The sequence below is a fragment of the Flexibacter flexilis DSM 6793 genome (genome assembly GCF_900112255.1).
Classification (GTDB): Bacteria; Bacteroidota; Bacteroidia; order Cytophagales; family Flexibacteraceae; genus Flexibacter; species Flexibacter flexilis.
Map to the genome: position 1 here is coordinate 152983 of NZ_FOLE01000004.1, position 13525 is coordinate 166507.

A 13525-nucleotide genomic window follows, 5' to 3' on the forward strand; every position below is an offset into this window, starting at 1 on the left:
AGTTTTCGTATTTTTGTAAAACTTGTGTAGGTAAACGCTATTTTGTTGATATGGAAAAAGCACGTAAGACCATTGCCCAATTAGTACGCGATAATTATATAGTGGCTTCAGTTCTGCATTTTTTCGGGATTCATTTCTACGAACACACCGACAAAACGCTGGAACAAGTCTGTAACGAACACGCCGTAAGTGCCGACATCGTCAAAAATCGGTTGGAGACGGCGGGCGAGTTGCCGCTAAGCCAACTTTCGTTGATAGACTATCCCGTAGAACTGGTGATTGGGTATTTGCGCCACGCGCACCATATTTTTATTAAAGAAAAGTTGCCTTACATGGCGCACATTATCAAGCACATACGCCCCAATTCGTTTTCTGACCCACAAATTGCGCTCGACTTGCAAAGCGTTTTCCCGATTTTTACGGAAGACTTCATCAGGCACATTTACGAGGAAGAAGACCATTTGTTTAGCTATATTCTCAAACTTTCGGAAGCCAAGCGCAACCTCAAACCCACGCAATTGTATTTTACGATGGAGAAAAACTCTATCCAAAAATTCAGCATGGAACATGAAGGCTACGACGACGAAATGGCAGGCATTCGCGCCATGACCGACGACTATTATTTGCCGCCAACCGCCGACCTGCACCAACGCGTTGTATATTCCGAACTCATTGGTTTTGAGAAAAGTTTGCAGATTCACGCCAGCATCGAAAACCGCATTTTATTCCCCAAAGCCTTGCAATTGGAGCAAGAAATAAAAAGTTTGATGCAAACCAAAATCAAACTTAACTAATTGATATGAAAAGAATTATAGCCGTAGATTACGGCACAAAACGCGTCGGGCTGGCCGTTACTGACCCTCTGCAAATCATCGCAGGGCCGCTGGACACGGTGCACGCCAAAGACGTAATTGAGTACCTGAAAAAATATTGCGCCCAAAACCCAACAGAATCTTTTGTGGTCGGGATGCCCGTTCGTTTGGACAACACCGCCACCAATAACACTTCACACGTGCGCGGATTTGTGCGCATTTTGCAACGCACGTTCCCCGATATTCCTGTTTTTACGACCGACGAACGTTTTACTTCGGTCATCGCCTCGCAAGCCATGCTTGATGGCGGTTTGGGAAAAAAAGCCCGCGCCAACAAAGCCACCGTGGACATGGTCAGTGCCGTGATTATCCTGCAATCGTTCATGCAACAACGCAGCCTTTTTGCCAAATATCAGCAGCAAGACGAAAACACCGAAACTAACACGCTGTAACCGAAGGGTTTTTAATATTTTCCGTATCAGGGCATCACGTTTTTCCGAAAAATTAGATTAGTTTGCAAGAAATTTACCCCGTATAATACACCTGATACATCAATGGAATTTATTACCGTAAACCCACAGGCCAAACCAGCCGTTGCGCTCGTGAGCCTGAACCGACCGAAAGAGTTAAACGCCCTTAATTTGCAATTAATGAGCGAGTTAAGAGACGCAATCCAAGCCCTTGACGCAAACCCAGAAGTTCGTGCCATTGTCATTACTGGCAATGAAAAAGCCTTTGCCGCAGGCGCAGACATTAAGCAAATGGCGGGGAAAAATACAATTGATATGTTGTTGGCCGACCAATTCGCGACATGGGAAGCCATTCGTCGTTGCAAAAAACCGTTGATTGCTGCCGTGTCGGGCTTTGCGCTGGGTGGCGGCTGCGAACTGGCCATGACTTGCGATATGATTGTAGCCTCCGAAACGGCGCAATTCGGGCAACCCGAAATCAAAATTGGCGTAATCCCTGGCGCAGGCGGTACGCAACGCCTCACACGCGCCATCGGCAAGGCCAAAGCCATGGAATTGGTACTTACTGGTCGTTTTATTTCGGCAGCCGAAGCCGACCGTTTGGGTTTGGTTACGCGCGTTGTTCCTGTGGAATTATGCTTGTCCGAAGCCTTGAGTTTGGCCGCCAAAGTGGCCGAAATGTCGCCGCTGGCCGTGCGATTGGCCAAAGAAGCCGTCAATCAGACCTACGAAAATCACCTGAACGACGGCCTACATTTTGAACGCAAAAATTTTTATATGCTTTTCGCCTCCGACGACCAAAAAGAAGGAATGGCGGCATTTATCGAAAAGCGGAAACCGCAATTTACTGGCCGTTAGGCTATTAAGGGGCAAGTTGCGCAAACAATTTGCCCCATTTTTTTTGACTTACTTAAAAGAAACTATGACAAAAGGATTTTTGACGGTAGCCCTATTGCTACTTTCTAATGTGTTTATGACGTTGGCTTGGTACGGCCATTTGGAACTCAAAAAAATAACGTGGCTACAAGGCTTGGGGCTGGCAGGCGTCATCTTGATGAGTTGGGGATTGGCATTTTTTGAATATATTTTCCAAGTGCCCGCCAATAGGTTGGGTTTTAAGGACAATGGCGGGCCATTTTCGCTGTTCCAACTCAAAATCATTCAGGAAGCCATTTCGCTGATTGTGTTCATGTTTTTTGCCGTGTACGTGTTCAAAAGCGATAAATTGGCTTGGAATTATCTGGTTGGGTTCGGGTTCATTGTGCTGGCCGTGTTTTTCATTTTCAAGAAAAACTAATCAGCTATTAATTTCTGAACACTTACCCCTTCGCGGCTTTGGATTTTAAGGAAATAAACGCCTTGCGCGATGTGGTGGCTGCTGTGGTTTTGGTTAATATCGGTAGCCGATACCACACGTCCCAACTCATCTACAATCGTCAATTTCACTTCGTGCAGATTTTCCAAATCCAGTGTAAACGTGCCTTGTGTGGCTGGGTTCGGGTAAACTTTCACCAAATGATTGATGCGCGAAGCCACGCCAATCACTTCCACCAACACACCCGACGAGGGACGCGTACAACCTGCCGCCGAAACATATACCGAGTAAACACCCGTCACCGTGGCCGTATAGCTGGATTGCGTTGCGTTCGGAATCAGGTCACCATCTTTGTACCATTGATAAAAAGTATTTGGCGCAGCAGGCACAGAAAGCGTAGTGCCGACAACGGTAACCGTTGTATCTGGGTGCGGCGCAATGACTTGCACGGGGTCAGAAACCACCGACGTACAACCCGCCGCCACGCCTTGCAGCATATAAGTACCATCTTCCAACGAGTCCAAATAATTCATGTTTTCGTTCGGAACGATATTGCCATTAAACCACCAAATAAAGCTGTCGTAGCCTGTCGGCATAATAAACAAAACTGGGTCGCAAGGGCTACCTTCTATGCTAAAGATTGGCTTGGCAGGCATAGGTGTAACCGACACCACAACCGCCACTGATACTGCCGAAGTACAGCCGCCTGAAATGGCTTGTACCGTATAGCTGCCTGCTGCCGTTACTGTAATGCTGTTGCCCGTAACACCATTGTTCCACAAATACGAAGTATTCGCCACAGGATTTTGAACCGAAAGAACCGTAGAGCCGCCCGCACAGAAGGACGTGTTGCCGCTCGCCGTTGGCATGGTTGGCAATGGTGTAACCGAAACCACAACAGCCGCCGATATTGCCGAAGTACAGCCGCCTGAAATGGCTTGTACTGTGTAGCTGCCTGCATTGGTTACCGTAATACTGTTACTTGTCGTGCCATTGTTCCACAAATACGAAGTATTCGCCACTGGGTTTTGAACAGAAAGAACCGTAGAACCACCCGCACAGAAAGACGTGTTGCCGCTCGCCGTTGGCATGGTTGGCACAGGCGTAACAGAAACTACCACCGCCGCCGATACTGCCGAAGTACAGCCATTTGAGATGGCTTGTACCGTATAGCTGCCTGCTGCCGTTACTGTAATGGTGTTGCCCGTAACGCCATTATTCCACAAATACGAAGTATTGGCCACTGGGTTTTGAACAGAAAGAACCGTAGAACCACCCGCACAGAAGGACGTGTTGCCGCTCGCCGTTGGCATGGTTGGCAATGGCGTAACCGAAACTACTACCGCCGCAGAAACCGCCGAAGTACAGCCGCCTGAAATGGCTTGTACTGTGTAGCTGCCAGCATTGGTTACCGTAACGCTATTGCCTGTAACGCCATTGTTCCACAAATAAGAAGTATTCGCCACTGGGTTTTGAACCGAAAGAACCGTAGAACCACCCGCACAGAAGGACGTGTTGCCGCTTGCCGTTGGCATGGTTGGCAATGGTGTAACCGAAACCACAACCGCAGACGATACTGCCGAAGTACAGCCGCCTGAAATGGCTTGTACTGTGTAGCTACCTGCATTGGTTACCGTAATGCTGTTGCCTGTCGTGCCATTACTCCACAAATACGAAGTATTGGCTACTGGATTTTGAACTGAAAGAACCGTAGAGCCGCCCGCACAGAAGGACGTGTTGCCGCTTGCCGTTGGCGTGGCTAAAGCGCAAGCAGGATTATAATACAAAGGCATCATGTTGCCGAACGCATAAGGCGCAGTACCTACCGCCACGTTGGTAATCGTGGTATTGGTGGCCGTGCTTAGCACTTGCACTGCACTGGTATTCATGTCGGCACAAGCCACTAACACTTTAGCTCCGTTCGGGGTAATAGAAACACCTTGCGGAAGTACGCCCGTGCTCACTGTACTAACAACGGTATTAGTATTGGCATTAATTACAGAAAGCGTATTGTCGGTTGAATTGGTTACATAAACTGAATTTCCGTCTCTGGACACGGCCACAAATTGCGGATTAACACCCACCGAAATATTAGTAATGAGGCTATTGTTAGAAGTATTAAATACAGAAACCGTATTACTGAACACGTTCGCAACATAAAGTCTCGTACCTGTCGGGTTCACGGCCATACCGTAAGGACGTGTTCCACTCGACGCAAACGTAGCCGCGACAGTGTTGGTTGCCGTATTTATCACCGAAATAATATCGTTAAAAATGTGAGATACATATACTTTGCTACCGTCCGCACTCACCGCAATACCATTCGGATTGGCTGTTACGGAAATAGTAGCCGTTACTGTATTGGTAGTTGCATTTATCACCGAAATAGTACCACTTGAGTAATTAACCACATATACTTTATTGCCGTCTGGTGATACCACCACATTTTGTGGCGTGCTGCCGACCGTAACCGTCGCCATCACAGTATTGGTACTGGTATTTATCACCGAAAGCGAATTGGAATTTTGGTTGCTAATATAAGCCCTTGTACCTGCTGGATTGACAGCAACGCCAAGCGGCGTAGAACCGACCGAAATAGTCGCTGTAACCGCGTTCGTACTGGTATTAATCACCGAAACCGTATTAGCAAATCCGTTTGGAACATACGCATAAACTGCGTTCGGATTGGCACTTACCGTAAGGCTATACGATTGCGTACCTGAGCAATTGCCTGCGGTAGCTTTTACAGTAAAATTGTACGTTCCGACTACCGTAGGCGTACCCGAAAGCACACCCGCGCTGCTCAACGTAAGACCCGCAGGCAATGCCCCCGCCGACACACTAAACGTAGGCGCAGTAAGGCCTGTTTGGGTAACGGTTTGGCTGTATGCTACGCCTTCAGTAGCACTGCTAAGGCTGGCAGGCGAAAACGAAACCGTAGGGCAAGCGATTGTATAATACAGCGGCATCATGTTGCCGTTAGAATACGGACTTGTACCAACAGGTACAGTTTTTATAATGGTATTGGTACTGGTGCTAATCACATACACGGCATTATTGGTAGCGTCCGAAGCATACACCAAGCTGCCGTCTGGCGTAACCGAAATACCAAAAGGCGATATGCCCACACCCGTTACTGTGGCCAAAACGGTATTGGTATTAATATCAATCACCGAAACCGAACCGCTACCCGTATTGGAAACATATAATTTATTACCGTCGGGGCTTACAGCCACCGAGTTAGGCGACGAACCTACCGTAATATTGCCTATCACAGTATTAGTGCTGGCATTAATTACAGACACGGTATTTCCGCCATAATTCGCTACGTAAGCTCTCGTACTGCTTGGATTAAAAGCCACGCCGTAAGGTCCTGCTCCTACCGTTAGGCTCGTTACGACGCTTTGAGTAGTGGTATTAATCACCGATACACCCGCAGAAGTAGTAACATACAATTTTGTTCCGTCCGAAGAAACCGCCACGCTAAAAGCATCTGACGTAAGTCCAATGTTGGCAATTACGGTATTGGTGCTTGTGTTAATTACTGATATTCCAGAAAAACCTAAACGGCTCACATACAGGCGGCTACCATCAGGACTTACCACCAACATCGAAGGCGTAGAACTTACAGGAATTGAAGCAATAACCGTACGCGTTGCCGCATCCACCACCGAAATATTGGTAGTAGATTGATTGGCTGTATAAATGCGCGTTCCGTCTGGACTCACGGCCACTGCCCCAGGCGCAGAGCCAACGGGAATAGTAGCCACCACCATATTAGTAGCCGTATTGATTACAGATAATGTACTGCTCCCGATATTGGCCACATACGCATACACCGTAGAACCTACTGGCATTGGAGCAATGTCGCTGTTGCGGCGCGGATAAATCTGATAACCACCCACAAACGGCGCAGCAGTTGTTGGGGCAAATTGATAACCAATACCCATAACACTAAACGCATCTGTTGGGCGAGCCACCGTAATTAAAGCATCAGAATCTATACGAATATAAATAGTATCAGTACCGCCATTGAGGGCTTTGGCCGTATAGCTGCCCGTTCCGCCCCAAGGCGAGTTGCTGGTCAAATATAAATTATCGAGCTTGACCAAACGCCCTTCTGTACTTTCGTTGAGAGCCGTAACCACTTGCGGTGTTTTTAATGGGCGATTGGTTGCCAATATTTTGATAGAATCAGGAGTAATTTGCGCAAGGCCTCTGAACTGAGCCACCGTGCCGCGCACACGCAACGAATCGCCTTCGGTTACTGTATAAATAGGGCTAAGTGCTGTACTTTTAAAAATATTAATACCACCTGTATAATCTGCAATTGCAAATTCCAGACCAGCAGGGCGGAAATTAATGCTATGTACTGTGCCCATCACAATCACGGTTTTGCCTAACGAGTCGGCTACGCCGCTTGCATTTACGCCACGCAACGAACCTATTTCGCGGTACAAATTAGCTGCTCCGCCCGAAATAGCCGTACCTGAAATACTGACCACCGCAGGACTCACACCCGCCGCCGCAGCCGTAAGTGTTCCACTAAAACTGCCTGCTGCCGTGGGCGAAACCCTGACATAAACCCGCGTGCCGCTACTGGAAGGAACAATACTCATCGTGCCTGCTGGCGTAAAATTTGCACTGTCCAAAGACATTTGTACGCCGCTGCCACTGACCGAAACCCCAATACTGCCCGACAGATTTTGGCCAACAATTAGCACGCCTTTGATGGCCGAAGAGCCTACCGCTACGTTATTGAAAGTCAAAGAAGTAGGATTTACGGTAAGGCTTGGTGTGGTGGTTTGGCTGGCATCAGTTACCGAAGCGTACACACGCACGCTGTCCACGCGCCAAGTTCCGCCAGTGGCTTCCGCGCCATAGCCGTAAAGCCTTATGCCTACGCTGTCGGTAATGCCATTGAACAACGACCCCACAAAAACCGTTTTTTGGCTGTTGCGGAACGTAGTTACATCGGGAACAGTAAATTCTTTCACGGCTGTCGTGTAATTATCGCGGCTGGTATAAACCGCCCATTTGGTAATACCCGAAGCCGAACGAGCTTCGTCCAGAATCAAACTATCCAACTGGACTTTTTTGCCGACAATCGGTTTTACCGAAAACTGATAATAGTCACTGTCGTTGCGCGTAGCCGCAAGCGTCCAGCGGCTGGCCGTGAAAGCACCATTAGTACCTGCAGAAGCTGGTTTGAGAATGCCTGGCCCTCTGCTAAATGGACTAAATGTCGCGTTAAGTGGTTGCACGTTCACTGGCCACGTATCGGTAACGTTAGTGTTGCCACCAAAGCCATAAATGCCCAATGGTTGAGCCAAGCTGCTGGTAATCTGCAACAACAACCCCATAAGCGCAAACCAAATCACACGTGTAGTCTGTTTTGTTTGGTTGATGTGTTTCATAATAATCAAGGAGTTACAGTAGTTAGTTTTTAATGTGTAATTAAAGATAATAATGTTTTGTAGAGTATAAATTGGTTTGTTTAATACTGATTATCAATACAATAAACTATTTCTATTTTACAAAGATGTATATTTTATAATAGAAATATACCATGTACAAAAGTAGTTAGCCTAATACAAATGCAAAATTTAATATTTAACAAAATAGTACAGAATCACATATACAAATACATATTTTATTACTAATTAAATAGCTATTCATTTTTGTTGTACAATGCCTTTTATTACTCTAATTTAAAGCCATTCGCAATTTAGAATAACATTTAAATTACACTATTAGGCTAAATATTAGCCTCAAATATTGGGCGAACTTACACGCCTAAGCGGCAACGTTTGTTTTAACAGGCGGAAATAGGGAAATATTCGGTTGGCGGCCAATAATGCGTTTGCATTATTATTTACCCCAAAACCCTGATTTAGCATTGACAAAGCCTTATAAACGCAAAAAGTACAGCCCCTTGTGACGGAAGCTGTACTTTTGATGAATTTTATTTTTTCAGAAAAATTATTCTACTACCAATTTTTGAATGCTAACGCCCTCACGGCTTTGGATTTTGAGGAAATAAACGCCTTGCTTGAGTGCAAATGTTGTATGTTGTTGATTGATAATCATTTGTTTGATGCTTTGGCCTAACTCATTGGTAATGGTTAGTTGGGCATCGTGTAAATTATCAACCTCCACATTTACTTTTCCGTCGGTAGCAGGACTCGGATACACTTTTACCAAATGGCCAATGTCTTTGCCTTTGATGCCGCCCACCATCTCGATGAGTGTGCCTTGTGTAGAAATCATACAACCCAAAGACGTGATTTGTACCGAATAAACGCCCGTCGTGAGAGCCGTATAAGAGGCTTGCGTAGCTCCTTGTATCAGTTCTCCATCTTTGTACCATTGGTAGGTAGTATTGGCGGCGGCAGGTACAGACAACGTAGTGCCCGTAACGGTAAGCGTTGCATTGGGGTTTCCTACTTGCACAGCCAATGGAGCAGAAACTTCCGAAGTACAACCGCTTGTACTAATGTATTGTACCGTATAAGTTCCTGCTTCGGCAGAATCCAACCAGTTAGTATGTACATTAGGTACGATGTTTCCGTTATAATACCACATATAGTCGGCTTGGGTACTGTCTGGAATCACAAATAAACCAACATAGCAAGGAAGTGCATCCTGAGAAATAGCGGGTGCTGGTGGTGTAGATGGAATACCTACTTGTACCGATGCAGGCGGCAAAACAATAGCTGGTATATTGGGACAACGTTGGTAGTTTCTTACTACGCTATATGTTCCTGCACCAGAGACCGTAATACTTGTACCCGTTTGGCCATTGCTCCATACAAAATTAGAATACGCCGTATCAGCAGCAGCCACACTCAATACCGTTTGATTACAATTAATCGTTTGTTTACTAATGGTTGGCATCATAGGCACAATAATATTTCCAAAACTACTCAAACTGCCATTTTCAATAAAAACACCTGAGTCAAAGATACCATCTTGTACATCTGCAATCGCGAAAGTAAGTGTATAAGTTTGGCAAGGAAATACCGCCGCTTTGGCTGTAAGTTTTTTCGTAAGGCCATCATAGCGCAAGTTATTGCTACGCGAATTATCTACAGGCGAAGAAATATAAGTTCCTTCTGTATTATCATTGTTGATGTAATAAGAAGAATTAGACGCTGACGCATTCATTCCATTCCCTGCATTTACGTTATTGATAGAAACTATATTAGAATTAGTGGACGTACTTGGCAGCACTGCAATATTGCGGGTGTTGGCTGGCAAACCTGCTTGTGTTACGATACCAGGCCCTTTGATAAACAATCCAAATACATCATTAAAATCAGTTCCTACAAAGGCATTATATTCCTCTGAAGCAAATACATAATTAAAAGATATGGAGTCTGAAACAGGAATAAAGTCAAACTGCACAACACAAACATCATTTAAGGTGGTGGAGGTAGGTAAAATCCCAGTCAATAATGTATTGCCATTCAAACCATTATTATTGCCATTGCTGCTTAATCCATTGCTGGTGGATGAATTTACGGTTGATGTACCTGAAGCTCCAGATACCAAGCCCGTAGTAAGTAACACGCCATTCTTGATACTTGCTCCAGACTTCCCTACAATGCCATCATTGGCTTTAAAAGAACCTAAAGCATTAGAAGTAACGGAAGTAGAACCACTACCTAAATTGGTTTTTACATTGCTAATCACGACACCCGAACCAGCCAGTTTATTAATAATAGAGTCAATCAGAGGATAAGTTGTGCTGTTCACGGGTTTTACAGAGACACTTTGAGCAGAGACAGATGCCCCACAAAGCAAGATTGTGCCTAAGGCAAATAATGTTTTTTTCATAAAATACAATCAGTTTTAGTTTAAATATTTTTTATCAATACAATTAGAGTAGTATTTACTTTAACAAATCTAATAAATTAAAAGGGGAAATCAAGTATAAATGTAATGTTTTTACCATTAAAATACAGAAAATTATTTAAAAATAAGAACAATCCATTCATAATCAGAGATACACGGAACAAAATCAAGAAAAACAAATCATAGCGACCAATAATGATTCGATTTTTACATTATTCTTGGTAAATAGCACTTCAATTTGATTTTTTTATTGCAATGAACGTGAATACCGTATTTGAGGACTTTAACAACCTACGTGCGCTGATTATCGGCGACATTATGATAGATTCGTATTTGTGGGGCAAAGTAGAACGTATTTCGCCAGAAGCTCCAGTACCTGTGCTCAACGTGCAACGCCGCGAATATCGCTTGGGTGGTGCGGCCAACGTGGCTCTCAACGTGCAGGCTTTGGGCGCAACGCCAGTGCTTTGTGCGGTGGTCGGCGACGATGCCGACGGGACAAAAATGTTAGATATACTTTCCGATAACGGCCTTGCCACCGAAGGTATTTTGCAAAGTGCCAACCGCATCACGACCGTAAAACATCGTGTTATTTCGGGTTCGCACCATTTGTTACGCATTGACTCTGAGGACGATTCGGTAATTAAAGCAGCCGAACAAGAAGCATTACTTCAGAAAATAGCCGCGCTTTTGCCTACTTGCCAAGTCGTGATTTTCGAGGACTACGACAAGGGCGTTTTGTGCGAAAACGTAATCCAACAAACCATCAAACTCGCCCAAGAGCTCCAAATCCCGACGGTAGTCGATCCCAAAAAACGCAATTTTATGCACTACACGGGCGCGAGTCTATTCAAACCCAACCTGAAAGAGCTACGCGAAGGCCTCAAAATAGAAGTAGATATCAACGACGATGCGCAAATCGCGCAGTCTGTCGAGCAACTCAAGGCGCGTTTGGGTGTGGAAGCTGCATTACTCACGCTCTCCGAACGCGGTATGTACTTGGACATGAACGCCCAAAAACACCACGTACCCGCACATTTGCGCCAAATCTCGGACGTGTCGGGCGCAGGCGATACGGTGGTAAGCATCGCGGCGTTGTGTATGGCCCTAAGGCTGCCGCCGCGCCAAGTGGTAGAGCTGGCCAATTTGGGCGGTGGCCTCGTGTGCGAGCACGTGGGCGTTGTTCCCATCAACAAAGCACGCCTCAAAGAAGAAGCCGAAAAGTTGGAGATTTAGACGATTTGTGGTGTAGAGTTGCCTCATAATTCTACACTACAAAGATTTCAATCCTAACGGATTTTTGAGGTAAAACCGAAAGCCTTTAGGCTTGCTATCTTTGTAGTAAAAAATAGTGAACATGACACGAAGGCCGTAGGCCTGAAATCTTGGTTTTGCATCACACCCAAACGTTTATCATAAACTAAAACACTATGTCCCGCAATCTCTTTTTTCTTGTATTTCTGGTGGTGTTTTCGTCGGCTACGGCTCGCAAAGATTTTCTTTCCGAACAAAAAAAATATCCGCGTGTACGGCAGGCTTTCCAAGAAAAAGGAGATTTTATTTCGGGCGTTTTGGGCACCAACCAAATACAAGAAAATGCGCTGCAAATCTTGCTGGTAGCCTACAAAAACGAGCAAATTTTGGAGCTTTACGCCAAAAATAAAACCGACCAGACTTACACCAAAATCGCAAATTATCGTGTATGCGAGCAGTCGGGTGAGTTAGGTCCAAAAAGCGAGGAAGGCGACGGCCAAGTACCCGAAGGATTTTATTACATAGACCGTTACAACCCTGCCAGCACGTATTATTTGTCGTTGGGCGTAAATTACCCCAATCAGGCCGACCGCATTCGCAGCAAAGCCAAGCGGCTCGGCGGCGACATTTTCGTACACGGACAATGTGTGACGATAGGCTGCCTGCCCATGACCGACGAGAAAATCAAAGAAATTTATTTATACGCGATTCAGGCCTGTCAGAACGGCCAAAAACTGATTCCGATGTATATTTTTCCGTTCCGAATGAACCAAAACAATATGCAGCGGTTTGCAGAAGAGTACGCCGACCAACCCGAATTGTTGGCCTTTTGGAAAAACCTCAAAACGGGTCATGATTTGTTCCTGCAAACGCGCCAAGAGCTTCGGCCACGCGTGGCCAGCAACGGAAAGTATTATTTCTAATCTTGACCAAATCTTAAAAACACGTATATTCGCTGGATTTTTTGTTAAACTCATTCGTTTTAAACTTATTTAAAGATGATGCGCAAACTTTTTTCTAAAATAACTTTAGCAGTAGCCGTTTTGAGCGTACAAATGGCCGTAGCTCAGCCCGCTATCAAATTCAAGACCGAAAGCCACGACTTCGGCGAAATCGTAGAGGGTACACAAGCCGTTTACGAATTTGAATTTACAAACACTGGCAATCAGCCGCTTATCCTTTCAAGCGTAAACGCTTCTTGCGGTTGTACTACGCCGTCTTGGACGAAAGAACCCATCATGCCTGGCAAAAAAGGCAGTATCAAAGCCTCTTACAACAGCTCTGGCCGCCCTGGTACTTTCAACAAAACCATTACGGTAAACAGCAACATTGGCACACCGTCTATGCTTTCCATCAAAGGCATGGTAGCGGGCAAAGACGCTCGCCCAACCTACACGGCGGAACAACTCAAAACTTCTCCAAAACTCGAATTGACCAAAAATACGTTTGCTTTGGGCAAACTCGAAGGTGGACAAGTGGCCGTATCGCACGTAACCGTAAAAAATACGGGAGCTTCTACGCTGGAAATCAACAATGTACAAAGTGCTTGCAACTGCGTGACTTACACGGTTTCGGACAAATCCGTAAAAGTAGGCGAGTCGGCAACCATCGAACTCAAATACACTGCCCCACGCAATAAAGGCGACGTAAGCGAAACGGTTTATATCTATTCCAACGACCTGAACTCGCCAAGCACCAAAGTAACACTAAAAGCAAGCCTTACAGATTCGTTTGCTTCTCAAGGACTTATGCGCGAAAATCGCATGGCTGTTCCTTTCAAATAAAAACTTAAAAACAAGGTTTTGAGCGTAAGTTGC

General features: G+C 45.5%; 9 protein-coding genes. 7 read left to right on the forward strand and 2 right to left on the reverse strand.

Features of this window, described 5'->3' with window-relative positions; genetic code table 11:
- The first annotated feature begins 50 nt into the window (after positions 1-50).
- The 4 genes from BM090_RS08375 to BM090_RS08390 all read left to right on the forward strand — a co-directional run bounded on the left by BM090_RS08375 (position 51) and on the right by BM090_RS08390 (position 2579).
- Positions 51-794 (forward strand): hypothetical protein, encoded by a 744-nt coding sequence (locus BM090_RS08375; protein WP_091510753.1) that lies wholly within the window; start codon positions 51-53, stop codon positions 792-794.
- Positions 795-799: 5 nt separating this feature from the next.
- Positions 800-1264, forward strand: a complete 465-nt coding sequence (gene ruvX / locus BM090_RS08380) for a Holliday junction resolvase RuvX (protein WP_091510756.1) — start codon at positions 800-802, stop codon at positions 1262-1264.
- Between the two features lie 102 nt (positions 1265-1366).
- On the forward strand, positions 1367-2140 hold the full coding sequence (locus BM090_RS08385) for an enoyl-CoA hydratase-related protein (RefSeq protein ID WP_091510761.1): 774 nt from the start codon (positions 1367-1369) through the stop codon (positions 2138-2140).
- Positions 2141-2204: 64 nt separating this feature from the next.
- Positions 2205-2579: a DMT family protein gene (locus BM090_RS08390; RefSeq protein ID WP_091511293.1), complete on the forward strand. Its 375-nt coding sequence runs from the start codon at positions 2205-2207 to the stop codon at positions 2577-2579.
- Here BM090_RS08390 and BM090_RS08395 read toward each other — a convergent pair.
- Positions 2576-8014 carry a beta-propeller fold lactonase family protein gene (locus tag BM090_RS08395; protein WP_091510765.1) on the reverse strand — a complete coding sequence of 1813 codons (5439 nt, stop codon included), beginning with the start codon at positions 8012-8014 and terminating at the stop codon, positions 2576-2578. The two genes, BM090_RS08390 and BM090_RS08395, sit on opposite strands and share 4 nt — an antisense overlap.
- Before the next feature lie 565 nt (positions 8015-8579).
- Complete coding sequence (locus tag BM090_RS08400; protein ID WP_091510770.1) at positions 8580-10436, reverse strand: choice-of-anchor L domain-containing protein; 1857 nt, start codon at positions 10434-10436, stop codon at positions 8580-8582.
- Between the two features lie 273 nt (positions 10437-10709).
- Here BM090_RS08400 and BM090_RS08405 point away from each other — a divergent pair, with 273 nt between their 5' ends.
- From BM090_RS08405 to BM090_RS18340, 3 genes are all read left to right on the forward strand, one after another.
- Complete coding sequence (locus BM090_RS08405) at positions 10710-11690, forward strand: bifunctional heptose 7-phosphate kinase/heptose 1-phosphate adenyltransferase (RefSeq protein ID WP_091510774.1); 981 nt, start codon at positions 10710-10712, stop codon at positions 11688-11690.
- A 194-nt stretch (positions 11691-11884) separates the two neighbouring features.
- Positions 11885-12631, forward strand: a complete 747-nt coding sequence (locus BM090_RS08410) for a L,D-transpeptidase family protein (protein WP_091510777.1) — start codon at positions 11885-11887, stop codon at positions 12629-12631.
- 75 nt (positions 12632-12706) lie between these two features.
- The gene (locus BM090_RS18340; RefSeq protein WP_177199882.1) at positions 12707-13492 is read left to right on the forward strand and encodes a DUF1573 domain-containing protein; all 786 of its coding nucleotides are present in this window, start codon (positions 12707-12709) and stop codon (positions 13490-13492) included.
- Positions 13493-13525: the final 33 nt, after the last annotated feature.

Bases quoted from the DNA above. Each gene is read 5' to 3' on its own strand.
- BM090_RS08395 (WP_091510765.1), bottom strand. From the start codon at position 8,014: ATGAAACACATCAACCAAACAAAACAGACTACACGTGTGATTTGGTTT.
- BM090_RS08375 (WP_091510753.1), top strand. From the start codon at position 51: ATGGAAAAAGCACGTAAGACCATTGCCCAATTAGTACGCGATAATTAT.
- ruvX (WP_091510756.1), top strand. From the start codon at position 800: ATGAAAAGAATTATAGCCGTAGATTACGGCACAAAACGCGTCGGGCTG.
- BM090_RS08385 (WP_091510761.1), top strand. From the start codon at position 1,367: ATGGAATTTATTACCGTAAACCCACAGGCCAAACCAGCCGTTGCGCTC.
- BM090_RS08400 (WP_091510770.1), bottom strand. From the start codon at position 10,436: ATGAAAAAAACATTATTTGCCTTAGGCACAATCTTGCTTTGTGGGGCA.
- BM090_RS18340 (WP_177199882.1), top strand. From the start codon at position 12,707: ATGATGCGCAAACTTTTTTCTAAAATAACTTTAGCAGTAGCCGTTTTG.
- BM090_RS08405 (WP_091510774.1), top strand. From the start codon at position 10,710: ATGAACGTGAATACCGTATTTGAGGACTTTAACAACCTACGTGCGCTG.
- BM090_RS08390 (WP_091511293.1), top strand. From the start codon at position 2,205: ATGACAAAAGGATTTTTGACGGTAGCCCTATTGCTACTTTCTAATGTG.
- BM090_RS08410 (WP_091510777.1), top strand. From the start codon at position 11,885: ATGTCCCGCAATCTCTTTTTTCTTGTATTTCTGGTGGTGTTTTCGTCG.